At 68.2% G+C, this 20,295-nt stretch carries 15 protein-coding genes; 11 read left to right on the top strand and 4 right to left on the bottom strand.

Features of this window, described 5'->3' with window-relative positions; all coding sequences use genetic code 11:
* Positions 1-75 precede the first annotated feature (75 nt).
* Entirely contained in the window at positions 76-2,496 is a 2,421-nt protein-coding gene (locus tag IF188_RS00620; RefSeq protein WP_191169857.1) for an HAD-IC family P-type ATPase, read from the top strand.
* Here the strand turns inward: IF188_RS00620 and IF188_RS00615 are convergent, their stop codons facing one another.
* The 3 genes from IF188_RS00615 to IF188_RS00605 are packed head-to-tail and all read right to left on the bottom strand — an operon-like array spanning position 2,497 to position 4,377.
* Complete coding sequence (locus IF188_RS00615) at positions 2,497-2,955, bottom strand: hypothetical protein (RefSeq protein WP_191169856.1); 459 nt, start codon at positions 2,953-2,955, stop codon at positions 2,497-2,499.
* Positions 2,956-2,977: 22 nt separating this feature from the next.
* Entirely contained in the window at positions 2,978-3,655 is a 678-nt protein-coding gene (locus tag IF188_RS00610) for a DUF305 domain-containing protein (RefSeq protein ID WP_191169855.1), read from the bottom strand.
* A 5-nt stretch (positions 3,656-3,660) separates the two neighbouring features.
* Positions 3,661-4,377 carry a DUF3105 domain-containing protein gene (locus tag IF188_RS00605; RefSeq protein ID WP_191169854.1) on the bottom strand — a complete coding sequence of 239 codons (717 nt, stop codon included), beginning with the start codon at positions 4,375-4,377 and terminating at the stop codon, positions 3,661-3,663.
* Positions 4,378-4,622: 245 nt separating this feature from the next.
* Here IF188_RS00605 and IF188_RS00600 point away from each other — a divergent pair, with 245 nt between their 5' ends.
* On the top strand, positions 4,623-5,984 hold the full coding sequence (locus IF188_RS00600) for a multidrug effflux MFS transporter (protein WP_191169853.1): 1,362 nt from the start codon (positions 4,623-4,625) through the stop codon (positions 5,982-5,984).
* Between the two features lie 19 nt (positions 5,985-6,003).
* Here the strand turns inward: IF188_RS00600 and IF188_RS00595 are convergent, their stop codons facing one another.
* A complete protein-coding gene (locus IF188_RS00595; RefSeq protein WP_191169852.1) occupies positions 6,004-6,504 on the bottom strand; it encodes a nitroreductase family deazaflavin-dependent oxidoreductase in 501 nt (166 codons plus the stop codon).
* 177 nt (positions 6,505-6,681) lie between these two features.
* On the opposite strand from IF188_RS00595, the gene IF188_RS00590 reads away from it, so the two are divergent.
* From IF188_RS00590 to IF188_RS00550, 9 genes are all read left to right on the top strand, one after another.
* Entirely contained in the window at positions 6,682-7,362 is a 681-nt protein-coding gene (locus IF188_RS00590; protein WP_191169851.1) for a phosphatase PAP2 family protein, read from the top strand.
* Between the two features lie 172 nt (positions 7,363-7,534).
* Entirely contained in the window at positions 7,535-8,446 is a 912-nt protein-coding gene (locus IF188_RS00585; RefSeq protein ID WP_191169850.1) for a class I fructose-bisphosphate aldolase, read from the top strand.
* Entirely contained in the window at positions 8,446-9,975 is a 1,530-nt protein-coding gene (locus IF188_RS00580; protein WP_191169849.1) for a CoA-acylating methylmalonate-semialdehyde dehydrogenase, read from the top strand. Before IF188_RS00585 ends, IF188_RS00580 begins: the two co-directional genes overlap by 1 nt.
* A 32-nt stretch (positions 9,976-10,007) precedes the next feature.
* Positions 10,008-12,041, top strand: coding sequence for a hypothetical protein (locus IF188_RS00575; protein WP_191169848.1), 2,034 nt, complete (start codon positions 10,008-10,010; stop codon positions 12,039-12,041).
* Between the two features lie 112 nt (positions 12,042-12,153).
* Positions 12,154-13,521 carry an ABC transporter substrate-binding protein gene (locus tag IF188_RS00570; protein ID WP_191169847.1) on the top strand — a complete coding sequence of 456 codons (1,368 nt, stop codon included), beginning with the start codon at positions 12,154-12,156 and terminating at the stop codon, positions 13,519-13,521.
* A 160-nt stretch (positions 13,522-13,681) separates the two neighbouring features.
* Positions 13,682-14,506: a carbohydrate ABC transporter permease gene (locus IF188_RS00565; RefSeq protein WP_318152683.1), complete on the top strand. Its 825-nt coding sequence runs from the start codon at positions 13,682-13,684 to the stop codon at positions 14,504-14,506.
* Between the two features lie 11 nt (positions 14,507-14,517).
* Positions 14,518-15,405: a carbohydrate ABC transporter permease gene (locus IF188_RS00560; RefSeq protein ID WP_191169845.1), complete on the top strand. Its 888-nt coding sequence runs from the start codon at positions 14,518-14,520 to the stop codon at positions 15,403-15,405.
* Positions 15,406-15,424: 19 nt separating this feature from the next.
* Entirely contained in the window at positions 15,425-16,411 is a 987-nt protein-coding gene (locus IF188_RS00555; protein ID WP_191169844.1) for a DUF4432 family protein, read from the top strand.
* A 40-nt stretch (positions 16,412-16,451) separates the two neighbouring features.
* Entirely contained in the window at positions 16,452-20,279 is a 3,828-nt protein-coding gene (locus IF188_RS00550) for a family 43 glycosylhydrolase (protein WP_191169843.1), read from the top strand.
* The last annotated feature ends 16 nt before the right edge of the window (positions 20,280-20,295 follow it).

Raw genomic sequence — 20,295 nt, 5'->3', positions numbered from 1 at the left:
CCTCGGCCCCGGGTCTCGCAGAGAGCCGGGGCCGCGGCATCCCTCGCCGAAACCCGCGCTCGCTAACCTGATCGCATGGACGCCTCCGCAGACGCCCCGGCCGCCGCGGCACTGGACCCCGGACTGAGCGCCGCCGACGTCGCGGAGCGCGTGGCCGCGGGGCGCACGAACGCCCACACGGCCGACACCAGCCGGAGCGTCTGGAACATCGTCCGGGCGAACGTGTTCACGCTGTTCAACGGCATCGTGTTCGCGTGCTTCTTCGTGCTGTTCGTGCTGGGGCGCTGGCAGGACGCGCTGTTCGGGCTGGCGGCGTTCGCGAACTCGATCATCGGGTGCGTGCAGGAGTTCCGCGCCAAGCGGGCGCTCGACCGTCTCGCGCTGCTGAACGCCCCGCGCGCCCGCGTGCGCCGAGAGGGCGCCGAGGCCGAGATCGCGCCCGAGGGCGTCGTGATCGACGACATCCTGGTGCTGCGCGCGGGCGATCAGGTGCCGGCGGACGCCGATGTGATCGAGAGCCGCGGTCTGCAGATCGACGAGTCGATGCTGACCGGCGAGTCCGACGCGGTCGACAAGCAGCCGGGCGACGAGGCGCTGTCGGGATCGATCGTGGTGGCCGGCGAGGGGGCCGCGCGCGTGACGCGCGTCGGGGCGGACTCGTACGCGAACCGGTTCGCCGGCGAGGCCAAGCGCTTCTCGCTCGTCGCGTCCGAGGTGCGCAACTCGGTCAACCGCGTGCTGAAGTGGATGAGCTGGATCATCGGACCGGTGGGTCTGCTCGTCTGCAACGCCCAGATGATGGTGTTCGGGGGATGGGCGGCCGCCTTCGAGAGCGGCGACTGGGTGCAGGCGATCGTCAACTCGATCGCGGCCATCACCGCGATGATCCCTCTGGGGCTCGTGCTCATGACGTCGATCGCATTCGCGGTCGGCGCGGCCAAGCTCGCCTCGAAACAGGTGCTCGTCAACGAGCTGCCCGCTGTGGAGGGGCTCGCCCGCGTCGACGTCATCTGCCTCGACAAGACCGGCACGCTGACGGCCGGCGAGATCGCGTTCGACGCCGTGCGGGAGCTGGGGGAGGCGGCCCCCGGCCACGAGGCGGTGCTCGGCTCGTTCGGCGCCGCACCCGACGCGAACGCGACCGCCCGCTGTCTGCGCGAGCCGTTCCCGGTCGCCGAGCCGCTCGCTGCGGCGGCGTACATCCCGTTCTCGTCGGCGCGCAAGTGGAGCGCCGTGTCGTTCGCCGCCGGGCCCGCCGGATCGTGGGTGCTGGGCGCCCCCGAGATGGTCTTCGGGGATGCCGCCACCGACGCGACCGCGGAGCTCGGGCGCGTGGTCACCGAGCTCGCCTCGACCGGGCGCCGCACGCTCGTCCTGGGCCATGCCGATGCGACGATCACGGCGGAGGACGCCGAGGAGGAGCGGCTGCCCGCCGGCCTGGTCGCCGTAGCCGTGGTGACCTTCCAGGAGCAGGTGCGTCCCGATGCCGCGCAGACCCTGGAGTACTTCGGCGCCCAGGGCGTCGGCATCCGTGTCATCTCGGGCGACAATCCGCGCACCGTCGCCGCGATCGCGCGGAGTGTGGGGGTCGACGTCGCCGAGGGCTTCGACGCACGGCGGCTGCCCGAGGACGACGACGAGCTGGGCGAGGTGCTGGAGCAGAACCTGGTGTTCGGACGCGTGACCCCCGAGCAGAAGAAGCGCATGGTGATCGCGCTGCAGTCGCGCGGCCACACCGTCGCGATGACCGGCGACGGCGTCAACGACGCCCTCGCGATCAAGACCGCGGACCTCGGCATCGCGATGAACTCGGGCGCCGCGGCCACCAAGGCGGTCGCCCGCATCGTGCTGCTCGACGGCCGGTTCTCGCACCTGCCCGAGGTGGTGGCCGAGGGGCGACAGGTCATCGCCAACATCGAGCGCGTCTCGATGCTCTTCTTCACCAAGACCGCGTACGCGACCGGGCTCGCGGTGCTGTTCGGACTGCTGGTGCTGCCGTTCCCGTTCCTGCCGCGGCAGCTGTCGATCACGGATGGCCTGACGATCGGGATCCCCGCCTTCTTCCTCGCGCTGCTGCCGAACGCCCAGCGGTACGTGCCCGGCTTCCTCAAGCGTTCGCTGAGCTTCGCGATCCCGGCGGGCGTGATCATCGCGATCGCGCTGACGCTCTACTCGCTGGCGGCCACCGCGATCGGGGTCGGCATCGAGGAGCTTCGCACCGGCTCGACCATCATCCTCGCCGTCGTCGGGATCTGGGTGCTCACGGTGCTGTCGCGCCCGATCACCCGGATCAAGGGGCTCATCATCGGCGCGATGTTCATCGGGCTCGTCGGCGTGTTCACGATCCCGCTGGCCACCGAGTTCTTCCAGCTCGTCGATCCGGGTGAAGACGCGGCCTGGCTCATCGTCATCGTGACCGGCCTCACGATCGGCGCGATCGAGATCGTCCGGTTCTTCCACCGCCGGTACGTCGCGAAGGCGCTCGCCGCGGTGTGATCAGTCGACGGTCGCCTGCGCGTCAGCCTCGGCGTCGATCGTCGGACGCGTGAAGTGCCGTGAGCCGGGCGGCGCCCACAGCGCGATCAGGATCAGGACCTCGATCGCCACGTCGATGATCGAGCCCCAGTCCCAGCCGTCGGTCGTCGCGATCGTGAACACGCTCAAGACGAAGAGCACCGCGAGGTAGATCGTCGCGAACAGGCGCGAGAGGCGGCTGCCGCGGGCGAGCCCCGACGCCATGCCGATCAGCAGCAGCCCGAACAGGATGATCGCCGCGCCCAGCAGCGACACCCGGAGCACGTCGGCCTCAGCGACCTCGTAGCGGCTCAGGAGCACGAGCACGCCGAGCGCCACGTTGGCGAACGCGCTGATGTACACGAGCACCACCGCGATCGTCACGATCACAGGACGGCGTCGACGGGTCTCGGCTGCGGTCACGGGCGGGTCGGCGCTCACGCGACCACTGTAACGACCCGACTCAGCCCGAGCACCCCAGGCGGTTCTGCATCGACGTCATGGCGTCGATCTCGGCCGTCTGGCCCGTCTTCATCGCCTGCGCGACCTCCCGTGCCCGGGGGTCGCTGCCGAGCTCCAGCAGCGCGTCGGCCATGGGGATCGCGCCCTCGTGGTGCCGGATCATGAGCGTCAGGAACAGGCAGTCCGCCTCGGTGCCGCTCGCCGCCTGCAGGGCGGAGATCTCGGCGGCCGACGCCATGCCCATCGCCTCGCGGGCCTCGTCGTCGGTCATCGGCGCGGACGACGCCTGGCCGTGCTCGTGAGCTGAGCCGCCGGCATCCCGCATCCACTCCATCATCGGGCCGCCGGCCTGGGGAAGACCCCACTGCACGAGCCAGTCGAACATCTCGCCGCGCTGCGCGGCCTGCGACGTCGCGATGTCGTACGAGAGGGCGCGCAGCTCTTCGTCGTCGGTCTTGCGGTAGATCTCCATCGCCATCTCGATCGCCTGCGCGTGATGCGCCTGCATGTCGCGCGAGAAGCCCGCCTCGGGCGAGGTTGTCCCCGGCGTCGCGGCGGCGCTCTGCGTGCCGAACATCGTGAAGCGGCCGACGGCGAAGCCGAGCGCGCCGATCAGCACGAGCGCGACGGCGATGATGATCCACCGCTGCGTCCGGCCCGCCGGCGCGTCAGAGCTCACGAGGCCTACTTCTTGCCGGGGGCGTCGAGGCCGCCGGTGCACAGCGCCTGCGGCTCGGGCGCGTTGGTCGAGTGCCAGTACGCGGTGAAGAACTCCTTGATGCGGGGGTCGTCGGCCGAGTCGACCTTGAGCTGCGCGTTCCACGCGCTCACCGCGATGGGGGTGTCCATGTCTTCGTACGGCGACATCGTCGCGAACGTCGACGGCATGACGGCCTCGAGCTTCGCGATGTCGTCATCGGTGACCTGCGCGGGGTCGTACGTGATCCACACGGCCCCGTGCTCGAGGTCGTGCACGGCGTTCTCGTTCGGGACCGGCTGCGTGTAGACGCCGCAGTTCAGCCAGATCGCGTTGTGGTCGCCGCCGGCGGGCGGGGTCTGCGGGTAGTCGACCGTGCCTTCGACGTGGGTCGCGGTGTTGTCGAACGTCTCGACGCCCTCGATGGAGCTGCCGTCGCCGTCGCCGCGGGCGTACGTCGGCGCGGGCGCAGGGGCGAAGACGAACGAGGCCACGATCGCGGCGACGACCGCGACCGCCGCCGCCGACCCGACGATCCACCACACCAGCTTGCTGCGACGGCGCTTGGCGAGCTGCTTCTGGTACTCGGCGAGCTTCTCCTGACGCTTCTGCTCGCGCTGCTGCTTGACGCTGAGGTTGATCTGGGCCTGAGTGGCCGGATTGCCGCTCGTGCGCTTCTCGGCGGGGGTCGGGGTCGGGGTCATGTGCTCGATCTCGGCTCGGCCGCCGGGCGCGAGGCCCGCGGGCAGGGATGCTGGACTGCCCTCATCCTATGCGGCCGCATGTAAGCGGGCCTGGGAGCCTCCCAAGTGTTCATCCGTCACAGATGTACGCCGAACCCGCGATCGCGCGTACATCTGTGACGGATGAACCGATCGGGTATCGTGGAAACTCGAATCGATTCGACTGTTCCTGTCGCCTGATTCCCGCGCCGAAACGAAACACGCCGTTGCTCGATACCGCCTCCGTTCCCGTCCAGAAGCCCGAAGACCGCCCCCACGAACCGCGACCGCAGCCGGCGCCTCGCAGCGACACCGGCGCCATCCGCACGCTCGGCAGCAACCCGGCCACCGCGCCGATCGTGCTGCACCCCGGCGACTCGATCCCGCACCGCCGCCGTGTGCTCTACATCGTGCTGCTCGGTGCGCTCACCGCACTCGGGCCGTTCACGATCGACCTGTATCTGCCCGCGTTCCCGGTGCTGGAGGAGGACTTCCAGACCACGGCGGCGCTCATCCAGCTGACCCTCACGGGCACCATGATCGGCTTCGCCCTGGGGCAGCTGATCGTCGGCCCGCTCAGCGACAAGGTCGGACGACGCTGGCCGCTCCTGAGCGTCACCGCCCTGCACGTGCTCGCCAGCACCGCCGCCGCGCTCGCCCCGACGCTGGAGCTGCTGTCGGCCGCCCGCGTGCTGCAGGGCGCGGGCGCCGCGGCCGGCGGTGTGGTGGCCGCCGCGATCGTGCGCGACCTGTTCGGCGGCCGTCGTCTCGTCGTCATGCTGTCGCGCCTCGCGCTCGTCTCGGGCGTCGCGCCCGTGCTCGCGCCGCTCGTGGGCTCCGCGCTGCTGGCAGTCATGCCGTGGCGCGGGATCTTCGTGGTGCTGGCTGTCTACGGCGCCGTCATGCTCGTCTCGGCGATCATCTTCCTGCCCGAGACGCTGCCCAAGGCCCGTCGCAGCGAACGCGGTGCGACCACCGTGTGGCAGCGCTATCGGAGCGTCTTCAGCGACCGCGTCTTCATCGGCGTGCTGATCATCGGCGGCATGACCTTCTCGGGCATGTTCTCGTACCTGTCGAGCTCGTCGTTCCTGTTCCAGCAGACCTACGGCTTCGACGCGCAGCAGTACGGCATCCTGTTCGCCGTCAACTCACTGGGTGTCGTCGTGGGGGTGCAGACCGCATCGCGCCTGGCCGCCCGGTTCGGCCCGCAGTGGGTGATGGCGTGGTCGACGGCGGTGCTCGTGCTGGCAGCATCCGCCATCGTCGTCACCGACCAGCTGGGTCTCGGGCTGTGGGGCACCGTCGTGCCGCTGTGGATCTTCATCGCGGCGTGCGGCTTCACGTTCCCGTGCGTGCAGGTGCTGGCACTGGATCGTCACGGCAAGGCGGCGGGGACCGCGCAGTCGATCATCGGTGCGACCAACTTCGGTGTGGCGGGTCTCGTGTCGCCGCTGGTGGGGTGGATCGCGCGGGATGCCGGCATCACGGCGACCACGATGGCCTCGGTCATGGTCGGCTGCTCGATCATCGGGCTGCTGGCGCTGTGGCTCGTGGTGCGTCCGCGCTCGGTCGAGCGCCTCGCGCCCTGAGGCGGAGGGGCCGACCGGCTCAGTCGACGGTCGGCCGCACCGGCTGCAGCCGGAACAGGCGCACGGTGCGCCCCGATTCGCGCTCGTAGCCGCGGTATCCCGGCCACTGCGCCTCGATCCGCGCCCACGCCAGGTCGCGCTCTGCGTCCGGCACGGGCGTCGCGTGCACCGGCATGCGGCGTCCCCGCACGGTGATGGCGGCGTCAGGGTGCGCGAGCAGGTTCGACGTCCAGGCCGGATGCCGCGACCCGGCGAAGTTCGTGCCGGCGACGATCGCGCGGCCATGGCCGTCGGGCGTGTACATGAGCGGCACGTCTCGCGGCTCGCCCGAGCGTGCCCCCACGGTGTGCAGCACCAGGGAAGGCACGAGCAGCGCGCTCAGCTGCACGCGTCCGCGCGAGATCCCCGCGACGAGGCGCTCCACCGGCGGCAGCAGGGACGGTCCGATGAACCTGCGGAACACGCGGGTGCGAGTGAGGGGTGCGATCACGGTTCGCAGCACGTCGACGACAGCGGTCATCCCGCCATCCTGCCGCCTCGCCTGCGGCCGGCGGCCGATTGCGGTTCGGTCGAGATCCTGCGTCGTCGCCGAGGACGCACGCTGTCCGCGCTCACGACGGGCGTGTTCGGCGAGGACGTGCGTCGTCGACGAGCGCCTGGTCCGCGGAATCAGGGCGGTGGCGGGCAGAATGGGGCGATGACCGATGTGCGGCGCGCAGACGCGAGCCCGGGTGTGGCGAGGACGGTCGTCGTCCTGCTCGTCACGGGCGCGGTGCTCGCGGCGGCATCCGTCGCCCTGGGGTGGTGGATCCTGAGCCGCGGCGTCGACCCGCTGCCGATCGACGACTGGTGGAACACGGTCGTCGCCGAGTGGTGGCATCCCGCCCTCGCCGGGTTCTCGCGCGTCATGAACTGGATCGGCGGCGGCTGGGTCGGCGTCCTCGCGGTGCCGATCGGGGGCGCGATCGGTCTCATCCTGCTGCGCAGGCCATGGGCGGCGGCGTACTTCCTGGCGGCTGAGGCCGTCTCGGCCGCATTCGTCCAGGTGCTCAAGCACGCGTTCGGCCGGGTCCGGCCCGAAGACATCCTCATCGTCTCGGACTACGGCTCGTACCCGTCGGGCCACGTCGCCAACGCCGCGACGATCGCCGTCGCGGCTGTCATCATCTTCCCGCGCGTGTGGATCGCCGTCGTCGGCGCGACGTGGGTGCTGCTGATGGCGTTCAGCCGCACGTACCTGCACGCGCACTGGCTGTCGGACACGGTTGGCGGCGCGCTCATCGGCGTGGCCGCCGCGCTCCTGGTCGCGGCCGCGTTCGCGGTGCCGATGGCACGGGAGAGGGTGGACCACCCGGCAGAGCGTCGGTGGAAGGGCTGAGCGCGCCGCGCCGTCGCCCCGTCGCCTGAGTTCTGCAACGGGGAGTTCTCCCACGCGGTCATGACCGTGGTCGGATCTACACGTCTTCCTCACAATGTGTTATTGTCAGGACATACGGTTGACACCGCATCCCCATCGAGGTGATGCCAGACGTTGAAGGACGGTCTGACTGATGACGCGCATCGAGTCTGCGGAGCTGGCCCGTCTTCGTACCGTCCGCGCGACCGATCCCGGTGCCGTCGAACGTGCACATCTGTCGCGCAAGCGCCGCCCTGTCATCGGAGCCGACGGCCGGTTGTTCATCGTCGCGGCTGACCATCCGGCACGCGGTGCGTTGCAGGTCGGTGCGGACCCGTTCGCGATGGCGAACCGCAGAGAGCTTCTCGAGAGGCTCGCGGTGGCGCTGAGCCATCCTCGTGTGGACGGCGTGCTCGGCACCGCGGATATCCTCGACGATCTCGCGCTGCTGGGCCTGCTTGAGGGCAAGGTCGTCGTCGCCTCGATGAATCGTGGGGGACTCCGCGGATCTACCTTCGAGATGGACGACCGCTACACCGCCATCGACGCGCACTCGGCCAAACAGATGGGCGCCGACATGACGAAGGCGCTGATCCGCGTCGACCTCGACGACCCGGCGACCGTGTCGACACTCGAAGCGACCGGGCACGTGGTCACCGAGTGCGCGGCAGCAGATCTGCCGATCGTGCTCGAACCGTTCATCAGCCGCCGGGTCGACGGGCGCGTCGTCAACGATCTGTCGACGGATGCGGTGGTCCACTCCGTGACGATCGCAGCCGGCCTCGGCGCCACCAGTTCTCACAGCTGGCTGAAGATCCCCGTCGTCGACGACATGGAGCGGGTCATGGCGGCGACCACGCTGCCCACGCTCCTGCTCGGCGGGGACGCCGGCCCCGACCCGGAGGAGACGTTCGAGCGCTGGGAGCGAGCGCTGCGCGTGCCGGGGGTGCGAGGGCTGACCGTCGGTCGCACCCTGCTGTATCCGTCGGGCGGTGACGTCGCGGCGGCGATCGACCAGGCTGCCCGGCTCGTGCACCCCGACGAGCTCCCGAAGGAAGACAGGTGATGTCAGTGCGAGACGTCCGTGTGATCCCGCATTGGATCGATGGTGCCGAGTATCCGTCGGCGTCCGGTCGTACTGCTCCGGTGTTCAACCCGGCGACCGGTCAGGTCACCGCGCACGTGGCCCTCGCCGACCAGGCAGAGATCGACGCGGCGATCGCGTCGGCGCGTGCGGGGTTCGAGACCTGGAGCGGCTACTCGATCGCACGCCGGCAGGCGGTGGTGTTCGCGTTCCGGGAGTTGCTGAACGCGCGCAAGCGGGAGCTCGCCGAGATCATCACGTCCGAGCACGGGAAGGTCGTCTCGGACGCGATGGGTGAGATCCTGCGTGGTCAGGAGGTCGTCGAGCTCGCGTGCGGGTTCCCGCATCTGATCAAGGGTGCGTATTCGGAGAACGTGTCGACCGGGATCGACGTGTACTCGACGAAACAGCCGTTGGGTGTGGTGGGGATCATCTCGCCGTTCAACTTCCCGGCGATGGTGCCGATGTGGTTCTTCCCGATCGCGATCGCCGCGGGCAACGCCGTCGTGCTCAAGCCGTCGGAGAAGGACCCGTCGGCCGCGCTGTGGCTGGCGGCACTGTGGAAGGAAGCCGGGCTCCCGGACGGGGTGTTCACGGTGCTGCAGGGCGACAAGGCCGCCGTCGACGGGCTGCTCGAAAGCCCGGTCGTCGAGTCGATCAGCTTCGTCGGCTCGACCCCGATCGCCGAGTACATCTACGAGACCGCCGCCCAGCACGGCAAGCGGGTGCAGGCCCTGGGCGGAGCCAAGAACCACATGCTGGTGCTACCCGACGCCGACCTCGACCTCGTCGCCGACTCCGCCGTGAACGCCGGCTACGGCGCCGCCGGGGAACGCTGCATGGCCATCTCGGTCGTCCTCGCCGTCGAGCCCGTCGCCGACGAGCTCATCGGCAAGATCACGGACCGCATCGCCAGGCTGCGGATCGGCAACGGCGCGGCCGGCCTGGAGCCCGACGGCGTCGAGCCCGACATGGGACCCCTGATCACCGGCATCCACCGTTCCAAAGTGGCCGAGTACGTGGACATCGCCGAGGCCGACGGGGCGGAGGTCGTCGTCGACGGTCGCGGGTTCCAGGTCGACGGGCATCAGGACGGGTTCTTCTTCGGCCCCACCCTGCTCGACCGCGTCCCGACGACCTCCCGCGCCTCCACCGAGGAGATCTTCGGACCCGTCCTGTCGGTGGTCCGCGTCGCCAGCTACGACGAGGGCCTGGAGCTCATCAACTCCGGCCGCTTCGGCAACGGCACCGCGATCTTCACCAACGACGGCGGCGCCGCCCGCCGGTTCCAGAACGAGGTCCACGTCGGCATGATCGGCATCAACGTGCCCATCCCCGTCCCCGTCGCCTACCACTCGTTCGGCGGCTGGAAGAAGTCGCTGTTCGGCGACGCGAAGGCCTACGGCGTCCACGGGTTCGACTTCTTCACCCGCGAGAAAGCCATCACCAGCCGCTGGCTCGACCCCGCCAGCCACGGCGGCATCAACCTCGGCTTCCCCCAGAACAACTGACCCCCATGATCACGACACACGCAAGGGCGATGATGACCACCGACACGTACGAGTTCGTTTCCGATGCCGATGAGTGGACGCTGCGGCGCGACGGCGCACCGATCCTGCGAGTGCTGCCACGTGCGGGCGCGACCGACAGCTTCACCCCGATCGAGGACGGGTTCTGGCTGTGGGAGCGGGTGTGCGACGAGCCGACCGACTCGATGAGGATGGAGATCGAGACGACCTTCACGCCGGACTACACGATGGTCCCGGGCATCAGCTACGACGGCAACGGCTGGGGCGATACGCCGGAGTATGTGGGGGATCGTGCCGCGGACGGCACTCCGTGGACCTGGGCGTGGCACCGCTGCACCGTCCCCGCGTGCACATACTCGGCCGCGACCGGTCAAGCCGTCGTGCTCACCGGTGCGCTCGACGATGCCGTCAGCTGCTCGCTCACCCGCGAAGGCGACGTGCAGCGGCACTCGCTGTTGTGGCCGGAGGTCGAAGGCCCGCAGGTCCTGCATCGCCACTTCTGGAAGGACGCCTACGAGGGATCGATGGAGCCACGGCGGACCTTCCAAGCGATCATCGGCGGGTTCGCGGTGGACCGCCCGCACCTCGACTATGCGCCGCTGCTCGATTTCGCGTTCCGCTATTACGGTCACGCCGTACGAGAGCCGTTCGGGCCGCAGCGTCTGTATGAACTCAGCATCGCCTATACGAAGTTCCTGTGGTCGAAAGAGGCGGACGGCTTCATCAGCATCAACCGCGGATGCGGATGGCACGACGACATCACCGCATTCGGAAAGGCGCGGATCTCCAAGTACGAGATCGGGTGGGTCGGTCAGAGCGCACTTCTGTCGCTCGCGCTCCTCGAGGAGTATCTGCGCAGCGGCGATGAGGACGCCCGTGACAAGGCGCTCAGCGTGCTCGACCATTGGTGCCGGTTCGCGCTCCCGAACGGCATGATCCGCATCAAGTTCAGCCTGTCTCCCGAGCAGGACGGTGTCTTGGAGTCCGCCGTCGAGAAGCGCGAGCAGAGCAAGCAGCCGGGTAAGGAGCTCCCGTACGAGGAGTACCATCCCGAGTTCGTCACCGGAGCCGACGGCAAGCGCATCTTTCCGATCGATGCCTGCAACCTCGGCGGTGCTGCAGAGCACCTGCTGTCGGCATACGAACTCGCGGAGAGGATCGACATGCCCCGGCCCGAGTACAAGCGCGTCGCCCTAGGCATCTGCGACTTCGCGCGGCGTGAGCAGAAGCCGAACGGTCAGTTCGCCAAGGCTTGGAACCCCGACGGGAGCGTCTTCCGCGAGGGCGGAACGGTCGGCTGCTTCTTGGTTCCCGCATTGCTCAAGGCATACGAGGTCACGGGCGAGGACGAGTACCTGCACAGCGCCATGCGCGCCTTCGACTTCTACTACGGCGAACTGCTCCGCGATGGATACACGACAGCGGGCGCGCTCGACACGTACTGCATCGACAAGGAGTCTTCCAGTCCGCTGCTCATCTCGGCATTGCGCCTGTACCGGCTCACCGGGGACCGCCGCTTTGTCGAGGCTGCGGAGACGACGGCCTGGTATCTGAGCACCTGGATGATGCATTTCACCGTGCAGTACCCCCATGGCAGTCTGCTCCACGAGGTCGGCATCGATACGTTCGGGATGACGTCGGTATCGACCGCACACACCGCGGTCGACCAGTACTCGCTGCACGACGTGCTGTCGTTCTTCGAGCTCGCGGAGGTCACGGGGGACGATCAGTGGCGCGAACGCGCGCTGGCACTCTGGGTCGGTGCGAGCCAGAGTATCTCGGACGGCACGCTTGCGGTCCGGGGCCGGGTGCGCCCGGCAGGGTCGCAGGACGAGGCCATCTTCCACACGCGCTGGGGTCGACCGGTGGTGACCGAGTTCCACCCGTGCGAGTGGCTGCCGGCGTGGCCGACGGCCTTCCGGCTGGAGGTGCTCCAGACCCTGGAGGACTGGACCGAGCTCGAGCGCGGTCTGGATGTCATCGACGGGTCGATCCAGCCCGAGCCTCTCGGCGAGCCCATCGCACCGCTCGGGGTGAGCGATCATTAAATGTAAATACATAAGGACATTGACACATACGGGTGTCGTTTCATATGCTGAGGGCAATGGCTTCAGGGGCGTACCCGGTCGACTGAATCCGTCTCGACAAGGAGGTCAAGAAATGGTGAGGAAAAAGGACGTGCGGGCCAGCGGGCGCGGCATGGTGTTCAAGGGGCTCGCACTCGTGGCTGCTATCACACTGCTCCCAGCGTGCGGCGCAGGCGGCGGCGATCCGACGGCCGGCAAGAGCAGCGACTCTCCCGTCGACAAGGGAACGGCCGAGGAGGGGTCGCTCGTCGTCTGGGGCGGTGTGGCACCCGAGATGGGACCGCAGGCCCTGATCGATGCGTTCATGGAGAAGTACCCCGACATCGACGTCGAGTACGTCCGGTTCGTCAACGACGCGGAGGGCATTCTCAAGCTGGACACGGCGCTGCAGGGTGGCGTCCCCATCGACGTGTTCTTCTCCTACGGCACGGTGGACGTCGTGCGCCGCTCGGAGGCCGGCCTCGCGATGGATCTGACGGAGCTCGCTAGCCAGGACGGCGACCTGAAGATGTTCACCGAGGACCCGCCGATCAGCACACTGGTCGATGGCAAGCTGTATTCCATCCCCACCTCGATGTATCCGAACTACGTGGCGATCAACGAGGATGCGATCGAGAAGGCGGGCATCGACGTGCCTTTCGACTGGACGATGGACGACTACCACGAGGTGGCGCAGGCGTTCAAAGACGCCGGCTTCGAGGTGGGCGCCTACAACGCACCCAAGCCGTTCCCTGCCACGCTCGGCGGCGATTACCTCTACAAGGACGGCGGCGAGGAGTCGAACTTCGATGACCCGTCGTATCGGGACGAACTCGAACTCGTGCTGGACATGCAGGAGGACGGATCGATCTTCACGCAGGAGCGGATCCTGGCGGAAGGTATCGGCGGCTACGCGCAGAACTACTTCCTCAACGGCACCTTCGGCATGATGATCGACGGGAACAACGTCATCCGATACGCCAAGAACCTCGCCGAGTATCCGCACGACTTCCGTGTCACGTTCCGGCCCTACCCCGCCCCCAGCGAGGGGGAGCCATACTTCAACCCCGGCGTCCGCGGGGACGACGTGCAGATCTCGGCGAAGACGGAGTACCCCGCTGCGGCCTGGACCTTCGTCAAGTACTGGATGGACGAGGGCGCGGACTACATGACGACCGCCGGCAAGGTCTCGCCCAAGCAGTTCGAGGACCCTTCGCCGACGATGTACGAGAACCTGTTCGGGCCTGACGCGGAGGAGCTCTTCGACATCGAGGCGTTCGACAAGACGTTCTTCACGGAGGAGCCGCCACTGTCTGTGCGTGCGCTCACGCCGGCCTATACCGAGATCTCGCAGCTCAAGTCTCAGATCGAGAGCGAAGTGAGGCTGGGGACGAAGTCGGTGGACGATGCGATCGCCGAGTTGAAGCAGAAGGCAGACGAAGCGATCGACAAGGCGCGCTGAGAGCATCGTGCCTATGACTGTGACCGAGAATGTGACGACACAGGGGGGCCGGGCTCCGCGTTCGGCCCTCCTGTCCGCACCCCGCCGTCAGCCGCGAGCACTCGTCAACGGTTACCGATGGTGGACTCCCTGGCTTTTCCTTCTGCCCACGGTCATCGGGGTGGCGCTCTTCCTCGTCGTTCCGTTGTTCGCCGGCTTGTTCATCGCCTTCACCGATTGGAACGTGGTCTCGGGGATCGAGGGCATCCGCTGGGTCGGCCTGGCGAACTTCCAGGAGCTGATGGGCGACCCGATGTTCTGGTCGTCCATCGGCCGGACGCTCTTCTACGCCGGCGTCGGGACGCCCCTCACGGTCTTCGTGGGGGTCGTGCTCGGGTTGGCGCTGAACCGTCCGCTGCCCGCCCGTGGCCTCTTGCGGGCGATCTTCTTCCTTCCGGCGCTGGTCAACACGGTCGCGGCGGGCACCGTGTGGCTGCTGCTGCTGCACCCGACGTCGGGCATCGTGAACGACACGCTCCGCACTCTCGGATTCTCGGACCCTCCGAAGTGGTTCGTCTCGCAGGAGTGGGCACTGCCGGCCATCGTGCTCATGTCCGTGTGGATCGGTGCCGGGTACGTCGCGGTCCTGGTCATCGCGGCGCTGCAGGATATGCCGGAAGACCTCTATGAGGCAGCCACGCTGGACGGCGCGGGTGCACTCCGGAAGTTCACCACGGTCACTCTGCCGGGGCTCGTGCCGATCCTCACCTTCCTTCTCATCACGTCGTTCATCGGGCGGTCGCAGGCCTTCGGTCTGATTCAGTTCATGACCGCCGGTGGCCCCGGAGACTCGACAACCGTCCTTTCGTACTACATGTACGAGGTCGGATTCCACTCCTACCGCTTTGGCTACGCCGCCGCCATCGGCGTGATGAGCATGCTGGGCGTGCTGGTGATATCGGTCTTCTTCTTCCGGCTGCAGCGCGGCCGCGGACTCTACAACTAAGGATTTCGTCTATGAGCGCGGAGGCCGCCCAGCAGCCGAAGATCGAGCTCCGACCGGGATACCGGCGTCGCAAGCGCCGGGAGCGCTTCGCCTACTGGACACGCGGCGCGGTGATGTTCCTCATCGCGTTCCTGTTCCTGGTCCCGTTCCTGTGGATGCTCTCGTCATCGCTGAAGAACAGCGTCAACATCTTCGAGCTCCCGTTGCAGTGGATCCCCGACCCGCTGGTGTGGACCAACTACATCAACGTCTGGACCGGCGAGCGCTCGATGGTCCGCTACTTCTCCAACTCGACGCTCGTCGTGCTGGCGACCATCGTGGGGCAGCTCGCGGTTGTCACGCTCGCGGGCTACGCCTTCGGCCAGCTCCGATTCAAGGGCCAGAACGTGCTCTTCATCGCCTTCCTGGCGACCTCGATGGTGCCAGGACAGCTGCTGCTGGTCCCGCGGTTCATGTTCTTCCAGGAGATCGGCCTCTACGACACCCTGTGGGCGCTCATCCTGCCCGGTCTCGCCTCGGTGTTCTCGACGTTCCTGCTCCGGCAGCACTTCGCCTCGGCGCCGCGTGAGCTCGGAGAGGCCGCGCGCATCGACGGTGCCGGCGAGTGGCGGATCTTCTTCTACATCTACCTGCCCCTGGCGCGGCCGATTCTCGCGGCGCTGGCGATCCTGATCTTCGACGCGACCTGGAACGACTACGAGACTGCGTTGATCATGATCACCGACGAGTCCAAGTACACGATCCCGCTCGGCCTCACGCGCTTCATGTCCGAGGACGGCACGGTCTCGCTCGGACCTGCGCTGGCGGGTTCGGTGTCGTCGCTCATCCCGATCCTGATCGTCTTCCTCATCTTCCAGAAGCAGTTCATGCGGTCGATGGCGCGCGCGGGGCTGCGCTGACGGAACGAATGGAGAAGCGATGACGACCGCAGCCATGGAGCACCGGATCACCACAGTCTCGGGGTGGGAGGCGAGGCGGCTTTCCACGGAGCAGCTCGATGTCACCGTCATCCCCGGCAAAGGCGGCGACGTGTCGTCGATCAGAGACCGCGCGAGCGGCGTGGAGCTGCTGTGGACCCCGCGGTGGGGCCTACGGCCACCGTGGGCGCTGCCGCTTCCGGGCGTGCCTGAGGCCCTCGCCCTCGACCGGTCAGGAGGCGGGTGGAACACGATGTTCCCGAACGCCGGTCGGGCATGTGTCGAGCACGGGGTCGACTGGGGGTTCCATGGTGAGACTTGGCTTGCTCCCTTCGCCGCAGAGGCGATGCCGGGCGGCGTCCGCATGACGACGTCCCTGGCGCGCAGTCCGTTCACCGTGACGAAGGAGGTGAGGGTCGCCGAGAATCGCGTGACCGTCACCGAGACGGTGACGCATGTCGGCGCGCGCCCTGTCGACGTCCTCTGGTGCCAGCATCCGGCCTTCGGCGAGCCGCTCATCGGTCCGTCGACGACGGTCGAGATCACCGGGTGCGCGGTGCACCCCGACCTGCCCGACGACACTCCGCCCACCCAAGCGCCGCGGCGCTGGCCCGAGCACACCGAGGTCGACGGCTCCCGTCACGATCTCTCGCGCCTGGCCGCCGACCGCAGCGGGGTGGCCCGGCTCGCGTTCCTCGGATCGTTCGACGACGAGCACGTGCGTGCACGCATCCACAATCCGGAGCTCGGTCTCGGTGTGGAACTCGCGTGGAGCAGACACGACTTTCCGTTCGCCTGGTACTGGTATGAGGCCGGCGGCCGGCAGAACTACCCCTGGTACGGAGCCGCCCATTCGCTCGCGCTGGAGCCGGCGAGCGGGTACCCCAGCGGTGTGCACAGAGCCCGCGCGCTGACCGACACCGCGACGACCATCCAACCCGGCGCGATCGTCACGAAGACCGTGACGCTGTCCGTTACCTCCGGGTGACCACGCCTTTCCATATCACCGACACCACCGTGGAGCCCCGATGAAGCGCGTATCCACCATCCTCGCGGCGATCGTCGCCGCTCTCGCCCTGACCCTCTCCGGGCTGTCAGCCGCGTCGGCGTCGGCCGAGGAGGAGACGGTCATCTACGTGGCCCAGGTCAGCGGCGATGACCGCAACTCCGGCACCAGCCCGGACGACCCCGTCCGCACGCTGACCGGAGCCCTGCCCAAAGTGGCCCCGAACGGCGGACGGATCGTCCTCATGGGCCAGTACCGGCTCATCAAGAGCATCTCGGAGCCGGAGCACTCCGGCGAGATCCTCATCACCAGTTCTGACGGCACCACGGACTACCCAGGGCGTCTGATCTTCGCCGACGAACAATTCATCGAATACAACCTGTCAGGGCCGACGACCTTCGCCGATCTGGACATCCAGACCTCGCAGTGGGCGGTCTTCGCCGCGAACTGGAATCCGATCGCCTTCGGCGACGGGGTCACGATGGTGAATGCCGAAGGCAAGCGCCAGGTGTTCGTCGTCGGCGGGTATCACGGTCCCTCAGACGAGGACCTTACGCTCGGCGCGGACTCTCACATCACGATCGACTCGGGCACCTTCTACAAGGTGGCGGGATTCAGCCGGGGGAAGGGCGTCGGGACGCAGACCTACACCGGCACGTCGCACATCACGATCAACGGCGGTGTCATCCAGGAGGTCTTCGGGGCATCACTGGAGAACCACTACTCGGGCAGCACCGATATCACGATGACCGGCGGCCGCGTGGGTGCGTTGCACACCGGCGGCGACGTGACCCGTTACCTCGTGGGCGGCGCCGGCGTCGCATTGAGCGGTGGTCACATCAACACCATCGACATCAACAATGTCGTGGAAGACGTCGACCTCACGCTCGACGGCGTGGAATGGGATGCCATCCAGGCGCAGAACGCGTGGGGCGGCGAAGAGCGCCACCAGCAGATCCTCGACTTCGCCGCGATTCGGACCGTGCGCTTCGCCGGCCAGCACTACACCGCAGAGCAAGTCGCGGCTCTGCGAGCGTTGTTCGACGTCGCGACGAACACGGCCGATGTGCGCGTCAGCTCCTCGGGTGCGGGCACGGAATGCAGCGTGGAGCGGCCCTGCGCCAGTCTGCAGACCGCCCTCCGCCTGCTCGCTGCCGATGGGGGAGCCATCACGATCAGCGGGCCGGTCGACTGGGACGTCGACCCGGCCACCCTCGCCGCCGGTGCCGGTCGCGTGTCGTTCGTCGGCGACGGCTCCGCGTCGATCGCGTTCCCGGCGAACGCGGAGGTCGCGCTCGCACGCGACGTCACGTTCGAGTCGGTGGCGCTGGTGAACGCCGGTGCGCTGGAACTGCAAGCCGACGGTGCGGATCTCGTGATCGGAGACGACGTCAGCACCGAGCACGGGAGCCGCGCGAGCGTCGTCGGCGTGGGAGGGGGTGCCTCGCTGACCGTTCGGTCCGGCGAGTTCGCCCGGGTCGTCGGGGTCACCGGCCTGGCCGGGCCCTACGACGGCACCACGGACGTCACGATCGCGGGTGGCGAGATCACCGAGGTGTGGGCGGGCACGGACGATGCCGCTGACGTCGCCGGTGTGATGGCCACCGTCGACGGCGGCGAGGTGAAGACTCTGCACGCCTCTGCGGGCCGTGTCACCGAGAGTCTCACGGCCAGGTTCCTCGGCGGCGAAGTGAAGGACGCCCGACTCGAGCGGGCCGATGCCGAGGTCAAGGTGCGTCTCGGCGACGCCGAAATCAGCGAGATGTCGTTGGCGGACTGGGGCGATGCCGGTGGCGCGGAGCGCGCGCTGGTGCGCCTGCCCGGCGCCGACACCGATCTGGTCGACGAGATCGCCGGCTCCTTCGATCACGTCAGCGACGACGAGGTGGTCTACCTCTCCTCAGGCGGCACGGGCGACGGCCGGAGCCCGGCCCATGCCGTCGGGGACCTGAGCGAGGCGATCGCCGCGCTCTCGGGCGACGGCCGCGTCGTGCTCACCGACCGCTACACGATCGCCGGCGGATACGACCTCGGCGAGTACGGCGACGAGGTCGTGCTGACCTCGCGTGACGGCGACCTCGACTTCGCCGCCGATGGTGCGGCGCTGCAGATCGAAGGGGCGATGCGACTGGGTGGTCCCACCACGCTCCGCGACCTGACGCTGCAATCGCCGGGAACCGACGGCACGCTGTACGGCATGGGGCACCCGCTGACGGTCGGCAGCGGCGTGGAGACGGAGTTCACGCGACGCGGCGAGAGCTATCTCACAATCGTCGGCGGGCGCGACGACAGTGTTCCGGCGCCGGCGACCTCCGTGACCGTCGAGGGCGGTCACTGGGCCGGCCTGCGCGGCGGGTCCGATAGCACGGAAGCCGTGACGATGGGCGCCGACATCGACGTCCGGATCGACGGCGGCACGTTCGCGGGCCCCCTCGTGCTCGCGCACCGGGGCAAGGGCTCGGGGTCGGCATCGGCCGTGATCAACGGGGGAACCTTCCCGCAGGGCCTGTATGCCGTCTACGAAGAGGACGGCGCCGCCTACTCGGCGGACTACGACGTGGACGTCACGGTCAACGGCGGCGAGTTCTGGGCGACGATCGCCCCGGCCAAGTCGCGCTCGACCGAGCTTGCCGGCACATTCGACCTCGCAGTCAATGGCGGAGAGTTCGGCCACTTGACCGACATCCTGGGAGCGGAGGGCTTCGCCGGCTCGATGACCAGCGCCCTGCATGTCGATCAGGCAGTTTCGGAGTCGGTGCCCGATGGCGAGCTGACGTTCGCGAATCCCCTCGTGCGCGCCGCGGATCCGTACATGTTCACGCACGACGGGCAGTACTACTTCATCGCCACAGGCGGGGCGACGCTCGAGCTGCACAAGGTTGCCAACCCCGCCGATCTCGGCAGTTCGGTCGGGTCGGTCATCTTCGCCCCGGACGATATGGCGAACCTGTGGTCGCCCGAGATCCATCACCTCTCGGCGGACGAGGTCGGCGAGGCGAACGCCGGATGGTACCTGTACCTGTCCGCCGCCGAACTCGGTGAGGCCGCGGCAGAGGGGCAGCGGCAGTACGTGCTGAAGGCGCTCGACGGCGACGATCTGTTCGGCCGCTGGGGAGACCCCGTCACCGGTGAAGTGAACGAGCCCCGCCGGATCACGAATGCGGACGACCCGGACTTCAACTTCCACAGCTTCGTGGCGGGCATCTCGCTCATGCGCGTGGCGGACGAGACGTTCATCACCTACGTCGCGGAGGTGGGCCGCGGGACAGCCGACTTCCACCAGACGATCAACATGAGCCGCATCGTCAACCCGTGGACGCTCACCGGTGAGCCGACGGTCATCACCCGGTCGGAGTACGACTGGGAGATGCAGGGCTATGCGCAGGACACCAGTGACCCGACCAAGTGGTGGCCGAAGGTCGTGGAGGGCGGGACGGCAGTTTACGGGCATGACGGCGAGGTGTACCTGGCGTACTCCGCAAGCGGCTACTGGACCATCCACTACGCGATCGGCTATCTGAAGTACGTGGGCGGCGATCCCATGGATGCCGCGAACTGGGTCAAGAACCCGACTCCGATCATGAGCAAGAACGCCGAGGTCACCGGAACCGGGACCGGCCCGAACTTCGTCGATCACGAGGGCACCGACTGGTTCCTGTTCCAGGCCCGTCCGGGCCCCAACACCCAGACGGCCCGGTACGCGTTCATCGAGCCGTATGTCGCTGACGCGGAGGGCTTGCGCATCGGCGACGGGTCGGGGCATCCCGCACCTCTGGCGACCGAGTACACGATCAGCGTGAACCCGATCCCGCTCAGCGACAAGGTCAGCGGGTTCACACCCGCTGGCTGACCGCACGAAACGGGCG

Source organism: Microbacterium helvum, assembly GCF_014779795.1.
Classification (GTDB): domain Bacteria; phylum Actinomycetota; class Actinomycetes; order Actinomycetales; family Microbacteriaceae; genus Microbacterium; species Microbacterium helvum.
The sequence above is the reverse complement of the archived record's forward strand: the minus strand, read 5'-3'. Positions and strand labels throughout refer to the sequence as shown.